The following is a 17629-nucleotide window of genomic DNA, read 5'->3' on the forward strand; positions in this document are numbered from 1 at the left end:
GGGAGGGTCGTCGGAAGATCAGTGCTGATCAGGGAAAAGGATAAGGAGTCTGCATGATTTCACTACGATCGCTGCGCTTGTCATTACGCTTCATCATTCCGCTGGCCGTGGCGCTGGCGCTGCTGGCCTACGCGGTGGTGCCGCTGGTGGACAGATTGACCCTTCACTGGTTCATCAGAGACCTGGACATCCGCTCCCGGCTCATCGCGGGCACCCTCCGGGAACCTCTTGCCGAGTTGCTGCCGCAGGGAGACCGGACAAAGATCAATACGCTCCTGCTTCGGGCCATTCAGGATGAGCGCCTGCTGGCATTGGGCTACTGCGACGGCAACGGAGTGCTGCGCTACAGCACTCCCACCTTCCCCGATTCGCTCGACTGTTCGTCGGTTGCCCGGCCGGAGGACGGGACCGAGGGATCGCTCCGCCATCTTCCCCAGGGGGCGGTCCATGTCTCCCTTCATCCATTGGGGCTGAAGGGAAATCGATGGGCACCCTGATCCTGGTCCACGACATGAGCTTCGTGGAGCGTCGCAGCGCTGACACGCGCAAGTACGTGATCGCCCTTTTTGCGGTGCTTGGCGTGGTAATCTCCCTTATTACGGTATTCGTCGCCCACCTCAGTTGGCGCGGTTGGGTGGAGGGGGTCCGCGCCATGCTGCGGGGCGAGGGAATCCTCCGCCCGTTCAGCCCGCAGGCCCCCAGCTCCGAACTCCAACCCCTGGTGGGAGACCTGAAGGCGCTCCTGCGCGCCCTCGATGCCGAGCGCCGCTTCGCCGACGACGCCACCATCACCTGGAGCCCAGAGGCTCTGCGGACACTTCTGCACAAGCATCTGGTCGGGGAACGGATCCTGGTCGTTTCCAACCGTGAACCCTATATCCATGACAGAAAGGGCGACAGCATCGAGGTCCACCGTCCGGCCAGCGGCCTGGTCACCGCCGTGGAGCCGGTCATGCGGGCCTGCTCGGGAACCTGGATCGCCCATGGCAGCGGCTCAGCCGACCGGGAGACGGTCGACGTCCACGACCGGGTCCGGGTGCCGCCCCACAAGCCCGAATACAACCTGCGGCGGATCTGGCTCACCAAGGAAGAGGAAGAGGGGTACTACTACGGATTCGCCAACGAAGGGCTCTGGCCCCTCTGCCATATCGCCCACGTGCGCCCGGTGTTCCGCACCAGCGACTGGCAGCAGTACGTCAGGATCAACCAGCGGTTCGCCGACGCCGTGGTCAAGGAGGCGGACAGCGACGATCCGGTGGTGCTGGTGCAGGACTATCACTTCGCGCTCCTGCCCGCTATGATCCGCAAGGCCCTGCCCAAGGCCACCATCATCACCTTCTGGCACATTCCCTGGCCCAACCCGGAGTCGTTCGGCATCTGCCCCTGGCGGGAGGAACTGCTCAAGGGGATGCTGGGGAGCACCATCCTCGGTTTCCACACGCCCTACCACTGCAAGAACTTCCTGGAGACGGTGGATCGCTACCTGGAGACCCGGATCGAGCATGAATCGTCCACCATTTCCCGCCGCGGCCAACTGACCATGGTGGAGAGTTACCCCATCTCCATCCAGTGGCCGCCGGCCTGGCAGGGGACCCTGCCGCCGGTGGACGTGACGCGGAGCGAAATCCTTGGTGAGCTGGGGCTTCCCCCGGACCACCTGATCGGGGTCGGGGTCGACCGGATGGACTATACCAAGGGAATCCCGGAGCGATTCATGGCGGTGGAGCGGCTGTTCGAACTGCACCCCGAACTGGTGGGGCGCTTCACCTTTGTCCAGATCGCCGCGCCGAGCCGGTCGGCCCTGGAGGAGTACCAGGCATTCGAGGCGCGGGTCCATTCCCACGCGGAGCGGATCAACGGGCGTTTCAGCCGTGACGGTCGCCCGGCCATCATCCTCAAGGCCGAGCACCACGAACCCGAGCAGGTCAACCGTTACTACCGCGCCGCCGATGTCTGCATGGTCACCAGCCTCCACGACGGCATGAACCTGGTGGCCAAGGAGTACGTGGCGGCCCGGGAGGACGAGCGGGGAGCCCTGGTTCTGAGCCAGTTCACCGGCGCGGCCCACGAACTGCACGAGGCCCTGATCGTCAATCCCTACCATGTGGAACAGACCGCCGAGGCCCTTCACCGGGCCCTCACCATGCCCGACTACGAACAACGTGAGCGGATGCGGAGCATGCGCTCGCTGGTGCGCGATTTCAACGTCTACCGCTGGGCTGGCCGGATGCTGCTGGATGCGGCGCGGGTCCGCCAGCGGGAGAGGCTGGCCGCCCGGATCGGGGGCGAGTCATGACCGGGGATCACGGGATGACCTATCTGTTCAGCCATGCCGGCCGCGAAGAGCTGCGGGATTTCGTCGACCGGTCCACCCTGTTCGCCTTTGATCTCGACGGCACCCTGGCCCCCATTGTTGCCGACCCGTCACGGATCATGATCCCGCCAGACGTGCACGAGCGCCTGGTCCGCCTGAACGGCATGGCATCCGTTGCCGTCGTTACCGGCCGTGCCCGGGCCGATGCGGCGCGGCACCTCGGCTTCGAGCCCCGCTTCCTGGTGGGAAACCATGGTGCCGAGGGGCTTCCCGGCGCCGATGCCGCGGAGCGCGGATTCGTCAGCCTCTGCCGCGGCTGGAGGACGCAGTTGGGGGCCCTTCTGCCGGAAGGGGAGGGCACCGGCATCGTCATGGAGGACAAGGGGGCCACCTTGTCGCTCCATTACCGAAGCGCCCCTGCCCGCGAGACAGCTCATCAACGCATCCTGGATGCCGTCTCCCGCCTGGTGCCCGCGCCCCGGCGGGTTTCCGGCAAGGAGGTCGAGAATCTCGTGCCGGCGGCCGCGCCCCACAAGGGGGACGCGCTTCGTCGCATCATGCGCCATCTCGGCAACGCCCGCGCGCTCTTTGTCGGTGACGACGTGACCGACGAGGACGTGTTCCGCCTCGGCGACGAAGCCATCTTCGGGGTTCGGGTCGGGAGCTCTGCCGGCACCGCGGCCCGCTACTTCATCCGGGGACAGGATGAGATGGCCTCTCTGCTTGATGAGGTTCTGGCCACGTTCTGAAAGGTTCCCGGTGCACGGGGGCGGTTGCCGGATGCCATCCTCGCCCATGCCCGTGAGAAGTTGAAACCCGTTACGGGATAATTCTGGTAAAGGCATGGTATTTCGAGTTGTTATGAAATAATGCCCACGATCGGCCTGATGGCGATGTATCGTATCGGCACGTCTTTTCATGGCATTCCCGATTTCGGACAAGGAAGGGAGGGGACGGAATGAAAATTCTCCTTGCATTCGATGGCTCACCCAGCAGCGATGCCGCGGCCATGGAAGTATGCCGCCGTCCGTGGCCCCCGGGGAGCGAGGTCCGTGTTATCACCGTGCTTTCTCCTGTTGAGCCGAACCTGTTGGGCGGTGAGGGCGACCAGGCTACGGCCTTTGACTACATCATCAGTCGTCAGGAAACTGCTGCAATCGAGCGCCTTGACGCGGTAACGGCCGAATTCGAGCAACGGGCGCCGGAATTAAGCGTTACCTCGGCACTGCTGGCGGGACGCCCCAAGGACGCCATTCTCACCGAAGCCGAGCGCTGGGGCGCGGACCTGATCGTCGTCGGGGCCCACGGATATGGCATGGTCAGGCGTTTGTTGCTTGGCTCGGTATCCCTGGCCGTTGCACTTCATGCACCCTGCTCCGTGGAGATCGTGCGGGGGGCCTGAAGGAGCCATACCGCGGATTCAGTGATGCTGCGGCCAGATCCTCCCGCGCCGGACGTCATCGCCGAACAGCCGGATCACGGCTCTGTTGCACATAGATATCACCCAAGGGAGCTTGTTGATGGTCAAAAACCGATCTCTTCTCATTCTTGCCGCCGTGTTCGTGGTCCTTCCCGCCGCGCTGTCGCTGATCACCTTCTACACCGACTGGCTCTTTTTCCGGGAAACCGGTTACACCCAAGTGTTCACGACGGCGCTCACGGCCAAGATCGGGGCCGGGCTCGCCTCAGGGCTCTTCATGTTCGCGTTCACCATGGTCAATCTGCACTTCGCGAACCGGGCCTCCTTCCCCCTCACCCCCCGCGGCGTGTTTTTCGAGGGAGGCAATGTCTACCGCCTCCAGCGCGACGAGATGGCGCAGATGGCGAAACCCCTAAGCATCCTGGCCGCCCTTGTCCTGTCGCTTCTTGCCGGCAGGTGGGGCGCCCTGCAGTGGCAGAACCTGCTTTTGTTCGCGAACGGCGTCACGGTGGGCACCAGCGATCCGATCATGGGGAAGGATCTGGGGTTCTACCTGTTCAGCCTGCCGCTGCTGGAGCATGTGAAGGGGTTTGCCGCCTTCACGGTGCTCGTCACCGGCGTCATGGTCGGGGCGGTCTACTTCTTCCGCGGCGGTATCGCCCTGTCGGAGCGGGGGGCCGATGTGGACGGCGCGGTGAGGCGTCACCTGGCCATTCTGCTGGGGATCTTCTCGCTCACGCTGGCCGCGGGCTTTTACCTGGAAGCCGTGCAACTCCTCCTTGCCGGCGGCAACTCCTTCCACGGCGCCGGTTATGTGGATGTCAACGCCCGGCTCCCACTCTACCGGGTTCTCGCCCTGGGCACCCCCCTTGCCGGCGCCGTGGTGGCGTTCGGCATCTGGAAGGGAGCCTGGCGCCCGGCGCTGATCCCGCCGATCATCGTGGCCGCCGTCTACGGCATCGGCATCGCGGGGTATCCGGTCTTGCTGCAGAAATTCAAGGTCGCCCCCAACGAACTGGCCCTGGAAACCCCCTACATCGCCAATTCCATCCAGTTCACCCGGCTCGGCTATGACCTGGACAAGATCAAAACCGTTCCCTTTGATGTGGAACTCAACCTGTCGGCCGCCGACATCGCACAGAACGACGCCACCATCAGGAACATCAGGCTGTGGGATCACGGGCCGCTCCTCAAGACCTACAGCCAGTTGCAGCAGATCAGGACCTACTACAAGTTTTTCGACGTGGACAACGACCGGTACCTGGTGAACGGCCAGTACACCCAGGTGATGCTCTCGCCGCGGGAGCTCTCCTACAACGATCTCCCCAGCAGAAACTGGATCAACGAACGGCTCATCTTCACCCACGGCAACGGCCTGGCCGTCGGTCCGGTCAGCAGGATCAGCAAGGAGGGGCTTCCGGAATTCTTCATCAAGGATATCCCGGCGGTCAGCTTGGCCGACATCAGGGTGACGCGACCGGAGATCTACTACGGCGAGCTCTCCAACGACTATGTCATCGTCGGGACCAGGGTGCCGGAATTCAGCTATCCGACCGCCACGGGCAACATCAATACGGCCTACGGGGGCAAGGGGGGGGTGGCGCTGGACTCAATGCTCCGCAAGGCCCTGTTCGCCGTCCGGTTCAAAACGGAGAAAATCCTCCTCTCGTCCGACATTACCGACCAGAGCCGCATCCTCTACTACCGCACCGTGGGTGAGCGGGTCAAGACGGTGGCCCCCTTTATCCGGTTCGACGGTGACCCCTACCTGGTCGTGGCCGACAACGGCACCCTCAAATGGATCATCGACGGCTATACCCATTCGAGCCGGCTCCCCTATTCGAAGCCGCTCAGGGGCGGCATCAACTACATGAGAAACTCGGTGAAAGCGGTGATCGACGCCTACGACGGCACCCTGGACTTCTATATCAGCGATCCCGACGACGTCATGATCAAGGTCTACGCCCGGATCTTCCCGGGACTCTTCAAGCCCCTGTCCGTCATGCCGGCCGACCTGCGGGGTCACATCCGCTACCCCCACCAGTTCCTCCAGGTCCAGGCAGCCATGTTCGCCACCTACCACATGACCGATCCCAAGGTCTTTTACAACCGGGAGAACCTCTGGGAGATCCCCGTGCTGGGCGAAGCGCCCATGGAGCCCTACTACACGGTCATGAAGCTGCCGGGGGAGACCCGGGAGGAGTACATCCTGCTCCTGCCCTTCACCCCCTCCAAGCGGGACAATCTGGCCGCCTGGCTCACGGCCCGCTGCGACGGCGAGAACTACGGCAAGCTCCTGGCCTACACCTTCCCCCGTGACCGGCTCATCTACGGGCCCAAGCAGATCGACGCGCGGATCAACCAGGACTCGCACATCTCCCAGCAACTGACCCTCTGGAGCCAGCGCGGCTCCCAGGTCATCCGGGGGAGCATGCTGGTGATCCCCATCGAACAGTCGCTGCTCTACGTGCAGCCCCTGTTCCTGGCCGCGGCGGACAAGGCTGGGTTGCCCGAATTGAGGCGGGTCATCGTTGCCTACGGTGACGAGGTGGTCATGGAGGAGAGCCTGGAACTGGCCCTGCAGCGGATCTTCGGCGGGAAACGGGCGCCGGTGGCCGGCGTTGCGGCAGCCCCTGAGGACGGGAAGTCCTCAACGGGCGACCTGGCCCGGGAGGCCATGAGCATCTTCGAGCGGGCCACCAACCTGCAGCGGCAGGGGGACTGGGCCGGCTACGGCGAGGAGTTGCGGAAACTGCAGCAGGTACTGAAGCAACTGGCCCGGTGAAGGGGGGCAGGTACACGGGACCGCGGGCTTGAACCCGTCCGCATGCATCCCTTAGCCCCGGCGACGCTTCTGAACCACTTGTCCAGCGAGATGGCCGGCAGGACGGCTGCCCCCGCCAGCATGGCATAGAGCCAAGAGCTGCCGTCGAGGGGGGCCGTGCCAAAGACGGCCTGCAACTGCGGCAGGTAGATGAAGCACGCTTGCAACAGCAGCAGGATGCCGATGCCGATGAATATGGATGGATTGCTGAAGACCCCCTGGGAGAAGAGGGAGTCGTGCAATGACCGGCAGTTGAGCAGGTAGAAGATCTGGGAGAAGGTAATGCCGGTTACGCAGATGGTCTGGGCCTCGGCCAGGGCGAGGGCATGCCGGGCCGACGTGAGCGGCTCGGGGCCGGCGATGCGGAAGTACTCCCAGAGAAAGAGGCCGCAGCCCCCGGCGGCCATCAGGGCCGCGACGATGATCAGGCGCGCTACGATGAAGCGTGAAAAGACCGGTTCGTCGGGAGAGCGGGGGGCGCGCCGCATGGCGTTGGGCTCCAGCACCTCGAAGGCCAGGGGGATCGACAGGGCAACGCTCGCCACCAGGTTGATCCAGAGCGTCTGGCTGGGGGACATGGCCGTGAGCAGTTCGTTGACCCCGTCGACCCTGATGGTGGGAAAGAAGAACATGGACAGGGACAGGGTGCAAGCCAGCCCCAGGTTGGTGGGGAGCACGAAGGCCAGAGACCTGATCAGGTTGTCGTACACTCGACGGCCTTCCTCCACCGCCGCGGCGATGGAGGCGAAATTGTCGTCCATGAGCACCATCTTGGCCGCTTCCTTGGACACCGCCGTGCCGGTGATCCCCATGGCCACGCCGATGTCGGCCCGCTTCAGGGCCGGGGCGTCGTTCACCCCGTCCCCGGTCATGGCCACCACGTATCCCCGGGACTGAAGGGCCTCCACCAGCCGGATCTTGTGCTCCGGCGCCACCCGGGCGAAGACGTTGGTCGCCTGGGCCACCTCCTGAAGCTGCGCATCCGTGAGCCCGTCCAGCCGGCGCCCCTCCACGGCGTTCTGCCCGTCCTGCAGCAGCCCCAACTGACGGCCGATGGCTTCGGCCGTCACCGGGTGATCGCCGGTGATCATCTTTACGGTGATGCCTGCCCCGTGACAGGCCCGGATGGCATCCATGGCCTCGGTCCGCGGCGGGTCGATCATGCAGAGGAGTCCCGCAAAGGCGAGCCCCCCTGCCACGTCCGCCGGGGAGATCTGCTCCGTCCGCCCGGCATCCTTCCCGGCAAGGGCGATCACCCGCATCCCCTGGCGGGCGTAGGTGTCCATGGCTGCGTGGATCAGGCGCCGCTGCGCTTCATCAAGGGCGCACCGCTCGACAACGATCTCCGGCGCGCCCTTGAGCAGAATGCGGTGCGCGCCGTCCAGCCGGTTGAGGGTGGCCATGAATTTGGTGTCCGACTCGAAGGGGATCACGTCCAGGCGCCCGTGGCGGGTGCGCAGCTCGTGGTCGTCCAGCCCCGCTTTCCGGCCGGCAACCACCAGGGCGGCCTCGGTCGGGTCGCCGGTGATGGCCCAGCCGTCCCCCTCCGGGTGGAGCGCGGCATCGCTGCACAGCACGGCGCAGGTCAGAAGGTCCGCCAGTGACGGCGGGATATCCGCCTGGCGGATGCCGTCATGCTCGATATCTCCCTCCGGCGCGTAGCCGACGCCGGAGAAGCGGTATTCGCGGCCTTCCAGCCAAGCCACCTGCACCGTCATCTCGTTGCGGGTGAGAGTGCCGGTCTTGTCCGAGCAGATGACCGAGGTGGAACCCAGGGTTTCGACCGCCGGAAGATGGCGGACCACGGCGTGGCGGTCGGCCATGCGCCTGACGCCGATGGCCATGCAGATGGTGATGACCGCCGGCAACCCCTCGGGGATCGCGGCCACGGCCAGGGAAACGGCAACCATGAGCGCCTCGCCCGTCGGCGCATCCTTGATCCAGATACCGAAGACTATCAGCACCGTCACCACGACCACCACGGCCACGGTGATCCCGCTGCTCACCGTGGCCAACTGCCGGGTGAGGGGGGTCTCCAGTTGCCCGGTCTGATTCAGCAGCGCATTGATCCTCCCCAGTTCCGTACCGTTCGCCGTGGCCACCACCACTCCGGTGGCCGTCCCCTGAACCACCAGCGTCCCGCTGTATGCCATGCAGGCCCGGTCTCCCAGCGGGGCGTCCGGCGCCACCGGATCCGTATGTTTCGCCACCGGCAGGGACTCGCCCGTGAGAGCCGCTTCTTCTGCCAGGAAATTCTTGACCCGGATCAGGCGCAGGTCGGCCGGGACCTTGTCACCGCTCTGGAGGGTCACGATGTCGCCGGGGACCAGATCCTCGGCCGGCACTGCCACGGGTTGCCCCTCCCGCAGGGCCGTGGCCGCCTCCGGGATCATGGCGGAAAGGGCTTCGATGGCCTTGCCGGCCCGGTATTCCTGGATGAAGCCGATAAAGGCGTTGATCCCCACCGCGCCGAACACCACCATGGCGTCGGTGGGCTTGCCCAGGGCGAGGGCCAGGGCGCCGGCGGCGATCAGGAGCCAGCCGATGGGGTTGTTGATCTGGCGCCAGAGCAGGAGCAGGGGGCCGTCGCTCCCCGTGCGGGACAGAATGTTGGGACCGACCCGCCGGAGCCGCTCCGTCGCCTCGGCCGCCGTCAGCCCGGTGGGGCCTGACTGCAGCCTGGTCAATGCGTCCTGCTCCGGCAAGGCATGCCACGACGGTCCGTCCGGTCTGGGCGCGCTGTTATTCGATGTGCCGGTCAATCCGGATTGTTTCCGCACATGACCCTCTCAATTGCAGTGACAGAGATCACGTCCCGCTTCGGCTGGCGAAATGAGGTGCTGGCAACGGGGAAGTCCGCAGATGGGGCACCGGGGGAGCGCGACGGCATGGTCGGCATCCGTGGTGGAGTCCCGTGGAGTGTCGATTCGATTCTAGCATGGAGATGCCGTTGCGCAACGCACCGCCTGAAAAACCGGTCTCTCATGAAGCCGATTGCGTCCATTCTGGTATAGTTTATTGTCACCGGCCGACGGAGGCCGGAGAACGAAACGATCAAAGAGGGCGCGCGGCCTTTCGTTCGGGAGTGCATCGGTGACCATGGAAATCATGATCGTGCTGGGACTGGTCGTCTCCGCGATAATCCTTTTCGCCACAGAGCGGCTTCCGGTCGACATCGTTGCCCTGATCCTCATGGCAACGATGCTCCTCTCCGGCATTATCACCCCGGCGGAGGCCATCGGCGGGTTCAGCAACCCGGCCACGGTTACCGTGGGGGCCATGTTCGTCCTCTCGGCAGGACTCTACCGGACCGGCGCCGTCAATGCGGTGGGGGGCGCACTGGCCCGCCTCGGGCGGAAGAGCTCCTGGCTGGCTCTTGGCGCATGATGCTCTTCATCGGGACCATTTCCGCCTTTATCAACAATACGGCGGCCGTAGCCATTTTCCTCCCCATCGTCCTCGGCGTGGCCCGCGACACCCATACCAGCGCCTCCCGCCTCCTGATGCCCCTTTCCTTTGCATCCATGTTCGGCGGGGTCTGCACTCTCATCGGCACATCCACCAACATCCTCGTCAGCTCCATTATCGAGCGCCATGGACTTCCCCCGATCGGGATGTTCGAGCTGACCGGCATGGGGCTCGTCTTTTTCTGCGCCGGGACTCTCTATATGCTCCTGGCAGGGGTGCGGCTCATTCCCGACCGGGGAGGCGAGGATAATGGCGAGAGGCGGCTCCGGTCCGGCGATTATCTGACCGAGATCATCATCCAGCCCGAGGCCCGCTCGGTGGGCGCAGTGCTCGCCGAATCGCCGCTGCTGCACGAGTTGGAGTTGAAGAGCGTGGAGGTCTTCAGGGACGGGCGCCGGCTCGACAACGCTCAGGAACAGATCGTGCTCCGGGCGGGGGACCATCTGAAGGTCATCTGTGATCTGGAAAACTTCCGCAAGCTCCAGCAGCGCCGGGGTATCGCCCTGAAGCAGGAGCTCGATCAGGGCGCTGCGGGCGGAGAACCGGAGGCGACTACCCTGGTGGAGGCGGTGATCGCCCCAAACTCGACCCTCGACGGACGGAGCCTCAAAGAGGCCCGGTTCCGCTCCCGCTATGGTGTCACTGCCCTTGCCATCAGGCATCGGGGGCGCGTCATGCGGGAGATCCTGGAGACGACCGTGCTGAGGGCCGGCGACGTCCTCCTCTTCGGCATGGCTCCCCGGGAAATCGAGCGGCTGCGCCTGGACCGCACCTTTGTCGTTATCTCCGAGGTGCAGGCACCGGTCTTTCGCAAGCGCAAGACCGCCATCGCCCTTGCCGTAGTGACGGCCGTGGTGACGGCTGCCGCCCTCAACGTGATCCCCATCATGACCGGTGCCATCGTCGGGTGCATCGTCATGGTGCTTGCCGGCTGCCTTTCGCCGGACGAGGCCTACGAAGCGGTCGAGTGGAAGGTCATCATGCTCATGGCCGGAGTGGTCACCCTCGGCGTTGCCATGGAAAAGAGCGGGGCAGCCCTGTTCCTGTCGAAGTTCATCGTCTCCGCCGTGGGGAGCGCGGGGCCGACGGCAATGGTGGCAACCCTGTACCTCTTCTCGGCCCTTATTACCGCGGTGCTCTCCAACAATGCCACCGTGGCCCTGCTGATACCGATCGTTTTCGCCACCGCCGACTCACTGGACGTCGATCCGCGTCCTCTCATCATGGCGATCACCTATTCGGCGTCCCTTGACTTCATGACCCCCTTCGGCTACCAGACCAACACCCTCATCTACGGACCGGGGCGTTACCGGTTCAGTGATTATCTCCGGGTCGGCACGCCGCTCAACATCCTCTTCTGGATACTGGCGACGATCTTCATCCCCAGGTTCTGGCCCTTTTAACCAGGAGGCCCGATGGAAACGTTCCGCGATATTCTGGTTCAGCTCAGGCAATTTCTCGAGGTTCCCCTCGTGAGGCTGGGAGGGGCTCCGGTCACCCTCTGGGCCATCATTCAACTGGTGGTGCTGGTGGTGCTCCTCTTCTACCTGTCGGGCAAGCTCCGGACCTGGATTGTCGATCAGCTTCTCTCCCGGACCAGGATGGAGCCGGGTGCCCGCCAGGCCACCGGCTCCATCATTCGCTACACGGTCATTGCCGTCGGGTTCGTTGTCATCTTGCAGACCGCGGGCATCGACCTCACCGCACTCAACGTCCTGGCAGGCGCCGTGGGCATCGGTCTCGGTTTCGGCCTTCAGAACGTCGTCAACAACTTCGTCAGCGGCATCATCATCCTCTTCGAGCGCCCCATCAAGGTGGGGGACCGGATCGTGGTGGGGACCGTGGAGGGGGATGTGATCCACATCGGCGGCAGGAGCACCACGGTGGTGACCAACGACAACATCACCATCATCGTGCCCAATTCCAAATTCATCACCGAGAATGTGGTGAACTGGAGCCACAACGAACGAAAGGTCCGGTTCCGGATTCCGGTCAGCGTCGCCTACGGCAGTGATGTTCACCTGGTGGAACGGCTCCTTCTGGAGGTGGCGGCCGCCAACCCCGATGTGCTGGAAAAGCCGGCTCCGGGCGTGCGCCTGATGGCGTTCGGCGAGAGCGGCCTCAACTTTGAGCTGCGGGTCTGGAGCACGACCCTCATCCATCGGCGGGGATTCCTTACGAGCACGCTCAATTATGCTATTTACAAAATATTTGCCGACAATGGCATTGAGATTCCGTTTCCCCGGCGCGATATTCGCGTGCTAACGGATGGTGTCGGTAACCGGGTGCAATGATGAAACAGTCTTCCAAGGCAAAGCACTATGCGGTGCTCATGGGTGTTGCGTGGACTCTTGCCGTTGGCGTTTCGCTGCTCTGGAGTTTCGTCCAGGAGCGGGATGCGAGCCATGAGGCAGCGAGGGTGGCCGCCAGGGCCCAGTTCGAGAAGGACATCGTATACCGGCGCTGGAACGCCGGTCACGGCGGCGTATATGTCCCGGTAACGGAACGCGCCCAGCCCAATCCGTGGCTTGCCGGCCAGAGATACCGGGATGTGGAAACCACCACGGGGCAGCGGCTCACCCTCATCAATCCCGCCTACATGACACGCCAGGTCCACGAGCTCAGTTACGAGAGTTCGGGCATCCGCGGCCACATCACGAGCCTCAGGCCCATCAGGCAGGCCAATGCCCCTGATCCGTGGGAAACCCGGGCCCTGGAATCCTTCGAGCGCGGGCAGCAGGAATACTCCTCGGTCGAACAGATGGACGGCGTTGCCCATCTGCGCCTGATGAGGCCGCTGATGGTGGAGCAGTCCTGCCTGGGATGCCATGCCGGCCCGGGCTATTCAGTGGGAGACGTTCGCGGGGGGATCAGCGTTTCGGTCCCCCTTGCGCCCTATTCGGCCCTTGCCCGGAAACAGATGGCCGCAACGGGCGCGGGCCATCTGACCTTCTGGGCCGTGGGGCTGGGGGGCATCATCCTGGCGGCGCGCCGGATCTCCCGCGACGACCGCTCTCTTCTCTTGCAGCAGGCCCGGCTTGCCGAGAGCGAAGAGCGCAACCGGCTCCTTTCCGAGGTGGCCCTGGAGGGGATCGTTATCCACGACCAGGGCGTCGTCCTGGATATGAACGCCAGATTCGCGAAGCTTTCCGGCTATTCCCGGGAGGAGCTGCAGGGCGTAAACGTGATCTCCCTGCTGTTCCATCCGGACGATATCGGCTCCCTGCTCGATAAGATTGGCAGGGCATATTCCGAGCCCTACCAGGTGCGGGGGGTGAAAAAGGACGGGACAGTCTTCGATGTGGAGATCGAGGGCTATAATATGCAGTACGGGGGCAAGTCCGTGCGGGTCGTGTCGGTGCGGGACATCACCGAGCGCAGGCGGGCCGAGGAGGCCCTGCGCGAAAGCGAGGTGCTCTTCAGGACTCTGTTCGAGCATCATGCGGCCGTGAAGCTGATCATCGATCCCGCCACCGGTGCCATCGTTGACGCCAATAACGCGGCGGCGCGCTTCTACGGCTGGTCCCGCGAGCGGCTCAAGGCCATGAATATCCGGGATATCAACATCCTTTCACCCGCAGAACTGGCGAAAGAGCTGGAACATGCCGAAACAATGGAGCGGATCCACTTCTTTTTCCGTCACCGCCGGGCTGACGATTCCATCAGGGACGTGGAGGTGTTCTGCAGCAGGATCGAGGTAAAGGGGAAAAGGTATCTGCACTCCATCGTTCACGACGTTACCGAGCGCAAACGGACAGAGGAAGAGCTCGTTCTCGCCAAGGAGCAGGCCGAATCCGCCAACAGGGCAAAGTCGGACTTCCTCGCCAACATGAGCCATGAGATCCGCACTCCCATGAACGGCGTGATCGGCATGATCGGGCTGCTGCTGGAAACGGGGCTCGCGGACGAGCAGCGGCGGTATGCCGAAACCGTCCGGACCAGCGCCGAATCACTGCTGCAGATCATCGACGACATTCTCGATTTCTCCAAGGTCGAGGCCGGCAGGCTGGAGATGGAAACCGTGGACTTTGACCTGCGCATCCTGCTGGATGATTTGGCAGAGCAGATGGCGTTCAAGGCGAATGAAAAGGGGTTGACGTTCACCTGCTCGCTCCCGTCCGAGGTGCCCCGATTCCTGAGGGGCGATCCGGTCCGGCTGAGGCAGGTGCTGGTCAATCTGGCGGGGAATGCCCTCAAATTCACCCACCAGGGGGAAATCTCCGTGCAGGTCAGCCCCCTGGCGGAAACGGACGATTCGACCATGCTCCGCTTTGCCGTCTGCGATACCGGCATCGGCATCCCGCCGGAGAAAACGGAGCTTCTGTTTGAGAAGTTTACCCAGGCGGATGCCTCGATCACGCGCAACTATGGCGGCACCGGCCTCGGCCTGGCCATCTGCAGGCGGCTGGTGCAGATGATGGGCGGAGAGATCGGGGTCACCAGCCGGCCCGGCGCGGGGTCAGAATTCTGGTTCACGGCCTCCTTCGGCACACAGCACCTCCCGGACCGGAAGTACTCTCCGGAGAACAGTGCCCGTCCGGGCGACGGAGACGACCCGCTGCAACTGCTTCGGGCTCTGGCGCGCGACAACATCCGTATCCTGCTGGTGGAAGACAACGCCACCAACCGGCAGGTGGCCCTCGGGATCCTGAAACGGCTCGGCCTGCGGGGCGAGGCCGTGACCAACGGCGCAGAGGCATTGGACGCGCTGGCGGCGACTCCCTACGACCTGGTCCTGATGGATGTCCAGATGCCGGTGATGGACGGTTTCGAGGCAACCCGGCGCATTCGCGACGTCCGTTCCCCGGTCCTCAACCACGAGATTCCCGTCATCGCGCTCACGGCCCATGCCATGAAGGGGGACCGGCACAAGTGTCTGGACGCGGGCATGAACGACTATCTGGCCAAACCGATCTTTCCCCGCGCCCTGGCCGAGATGCTGGTCAGGTGGCTCACTGGCCGCTGCCGGGTTTCAGGCGGCAGCGACGGGGAACGCGCGGACCCGGTGCCGGGTGTGCCGGATGGGATTCCCGTGTTTGACCGGCTGGGTTTGCAGGAGCGGCTCATGGGAGACGAGTCGCTGGTGGCAGAGGTCGTTGCGGCATTCCTGGCAGATATGCCCGGTCTGGTAGGACGGCTCAGGGCGGGCGTTGCTGCCGAAGAACCGGCAACCGTGGCCCATTGGGCCCATACCATCAAGGGTGGGGCCGCCAGTGTCGGCGGGGAGCGGCTGCGGACGGCGGCCGCCGCCATGGAACATGCGGCTGTTGCCGGAGACGCGGGTGGTGCCGCCCGCTGCATGAGCGTGCTGGAAGATGAATTCGGTCGTTTGCGCAAGGCCATGGAGCAGGGCTGCGCCAAGGAGTGATGCCTATGCGGATTCTCATCGCCGATGATGATGTAACCTCACGCACCATGCTTACCGGACTGATGAAACGGTGGGGTTACGACGTGGTGGAGGCTATCGATGGGGCGCAGGCCTGGGAAGAGCTGCAACGGAGCGATGCCCCCAGGCTGGCGGTCTTGGATTGGGTCATGCCCGTCATGGACGGGGTTGAGGTGATCCGGCTGGTCCGTGCCCGGTCAGCGGAACATCTGCCTACATTCTGCTGCTCACGGCCAAAAATGGCACTGACGACATAATCCGCGGCCTTGATGCCGGCGCCGACGATTATGTGGCAAACCGTTCAGCCTCGGAGAGCTGCGTGCCCGGATCCAGGTGGGTCGCCGCACCGTTGAGCTGCATTCGATACTGCTCGAGACCCAGAGTGCACTGAATCACCAGGCCACCCACGACCCGTTGACCGGCGTCCTGAACCGGCGCGCGATTCTCGGCCACCTGGAGAAGGAACTGTCCCGGATCAGGCGGGATGGGGGAAGCCTGAGCATCGGCATCCTGGACATCGATCACTTCAAGCGGGTAAACGACCGTTACGGCCATCAGGCCGGGGACGAGGTGCTGTGCGGCTGCGTCGAGGTGCTGGGGGGGCTGCTCAGGGATTATGATCTGCTGGGCCGCCTGGGAGGAGAAGAGTTCCTCGTGGTAGCTCCCGGTACGGGAGATGAGAGCGGGCATCTCTATGAACGGCTTCGGGCGGCCATATCCTCGACAACGTTCACCTCCAGGGTTAAACCGGTGTCCGTAACCGTGAGCATCGGTGTTGCCTCGTGCGACGGCACCACCTGCCTGGACGATTTGCTGGCAGCGGCCGATGACGCCCTGTACCGGGCCAAGAGATCGGGCCGTGACCGGGTTGTTCATTCGGACTCCCCGGATCGGCGGGAGTGACCGGTTGGGGGTACGCGCCCTTTACCGGCCAGGGCCCATGTGCTGCCGCTCCTACCTGAGCACCTCGAACCGGCCCTGCTCCGGCGCATAATCGAGCAGTTCGCCCGCGGCCAGGTCGAAATACCAGCCGTGGAGGGTCAGTTCGCCGCGGGACACCCGCTCATCGATCCAGGGAAAGGAGAGGAGATTTTCCAGGGAAAGGATAATGGCGGCCTGCTCGGCGGCCCGCTGCTGCAGCTCCGGTCCCTTGTCCGGCAGTTCAGCCAGCACCCGCTCCCGGGCCGGGATGGCGATGGACATCCAGCGGGAGATGAATCCGCCTCCCTTGCAGCCGCAGGACCCTTTCATGAGGGCATTGATGCCGCCGCACTGGGAATGTCCCAGGACGATGATGTGCTCGACTCCCAGGTGGCAGACCGCGAACTCCAGAGCTGCGCTCACCCCGTGATGCCCGCCGTTTTCCTCGAACGGAGGGACCATGTTTGCCACGTTGCGGACGCTGAAGATATCGCCCGGCGCGCAGTTGGTGAGGATGGCCGGTCGACCCGGGAGTCGGAACAGGCGATGATCATGGTCTTGGGGGTCTGCCCCTGCTTCAGGTGCTCAAAGGGCGAGTATTCGGAACCGAAGTAATCCTCCCTGAACCGGCGGAACCCCGTGATGAAGCGTTCGATATCCTTCATGGTGCCTCCATGGCGCGGCGCCCCGCCCGGGGGAAGGGGCGCCGCGAGCTCTCATCTCCGTTACTTGACGCACAAGGCGAGTTTTGCCAGGGCCTCGTCGGCGGTCAGGTCGTAGCGTTCGCGCTCCTTCCGGGCCGCCTCCTCCAGGGCTTTGTCGATCTCCGGGTATTTGAGGGCCAGGATTCTGGCCGCCAGCATGGCCGCATTGCGGCTCCCGTCGATGGCCACCGTGGCCACCGGCACGCCCGGGGGCATCTGCACGGTGGAGAGGAGGCTGTCCATTCCCGAAAGGGGGCCGTTGCCGAGCGGCAGGCCGATGACCGGCAACCGCGTGTGTCCGGCGATCACGCCCGCCAGGTGGGCGGCCACGCCGGCGCAGCCGATCAGTACCTGCACCCCTTCCGTATGGGCCCGGTCCAGGTAGGTGAGGACCTTGTCGGGGGTCCGGTGGGCTGAGGCCACCACGATCTCGCTCGGGATGCCGAGCTCGGTCAGGGTGTCGCGCACCTTCACCACCGTGGGCAGATCATTGGGGCTCCCGGTCAGGATTCCCACCAGCGGCGCGCGGTCGGCGAGAGTGCCGGTTGCGCTCGATGTTGCGGCTTTTTCCATTGCTATCTCCTTGCGAATG

The 17629-nt window shown here is 64.3% G+C and carries 6 protein-coding genes and 5 pseudogenes; 8 read left to right on the forward strand and 3 right to left on the reverse strand.

Annotated elements, in window-relative coordinates; translation table 11 throughout:
- The first annotated feature begins 53 nt into the window (after positions 1–53).
- From A2G06_05770 to A2G06_05785, 4 genes and pseudogenes are all read left to right on the forward strand, one after another.
- Positions 54–2296 (forward strand): annotated as a pseudogene (locus A2G06_05770) (trehalose-6-phosphate synthase).
- 14 nt (positions 2297–2310) lie between these two features.
- Positions 2311–3063 (forward strand): trehalose-phosphatase, encoded by a 753-nt coding sequence (locus A2G06_05775; protein ANA41605.1) that lies wholly within the window; start codon positions 2311–2313, stop codon positions 3061–3063.
- 209 nt (positions 3064–3272) lie between these two features.
- Positions 3273–3716, forward strand: a complete 444-nt coding sequence (locus A2G06_05780; GenBank protein ID ANA39923.1) for a universal stress protein — start codon at positions 3273–3275, stop codon at positions 3714–3716.
- 118 nt (positions 3717–3834) lie between these two features.
- A complete protein-coding gene (locus A2G06_05785) occupies positions 3835–6519 on the forward strand; it encodes a hypothetical protein (GenBank protein ID ANA39924.1) in 2685 nt (894 codons plus the stop codon).
- Positions 6520–6587: 68 nt separating this feature from the next.
- On the opposite strand, the pseudogene A2G06_05790 reads toward A2G06_05785, so the two are convergent.
- Positions 6588–9338 (reverse strand): annotated as a pseudogene (locus A2G06_05790) (cation transporter).
- Between the two features lie 313 nt (positions 9339–9651).
- Here A2G06_05790 and A2G06_05795 point away from each other — a divergent pair.
- The 4 genes and pseudogenes from A2G06_05795 (at position 9652) to A2G06_05810 (ending at position 16315) form a co-directional block, all read left to right on the forward strand.
- Positions 9652–11429: pseudogene (locus tag A2G06_05795) on the forward strand (potassium transporter TrkA).
- Positions 11430–11441: 12 nt separating this feature from the next.
- Positions 11442–12320 carry a mechanosensitive ion channel protein MscS gene (locus A2G06_05800; protein ANA39925.1) on the forward strand — a complete coding sequence of 293 codons (879 nt, stop codon included), beginning with the start codon at positions 11442–11444 and terminating at the stop codon, positions 12318–12320.
- The gene (locus A2G06_05805) at positions 12317–15394 is read left to right on the forward strand and encodes a histidine kinase (GenBank protein ANA39926.1); all 3078 of its coding nucleotides are present in this window, start codon (positions 12317–12319) and stop codon (positions 15392–15394) included. Before A2G06_05800 ends, A2G06_05805 begins: the two co-directional genes overlap by 4 nt.
- Before the next feature lie 5 nt (positions 15395–15399).
- Positions 15400–16315 (forward strand): annotated as a pseudogene (locus A2G06_05810) (diguanylate cyclase response regulator).
- 51 nt (positions 16316–16366) lie between these two features.
- On the opposite strand, the pseudogene A2G06_05815 reads toward A2G06_05810, so the two are convergent.
- Together A2G06_05815 and A2G06_05820 are read right to left on the reverse strand one after the other, a co-directional pair.
- Positions 16367–16998 (reverse strand): annotated as a pseudogene (locus A2G06_05815) (carbonic anhydrase).
- Positions 16999–17058: 60 nt separating this feature from the next.
- Positions 17059–17610 carry a phosphoribosylaminoimidazole carboxylase gene (locus A2G06_05820; protein ANA39927.1) on the reverse strand — a complete coding sequence of 184 codons (552 nt, stop codon included), beginning with the start codon at positions 17608–17610 and terminating at the stop codon, positions 17059–17061.
- Between the last annotated feature and the right edge of the window lie 19 nt (positions 17611–17629).

The sequence above is a fragment of the Geobacter anodireducens genome, from assembly GCA_001628815.1.
GTDB lineage: Bacteria > Desulfobacterota > Desulfuromonadia > Geobacterales > Geobacteraceae > Geobacter > Geobacter anodireducens.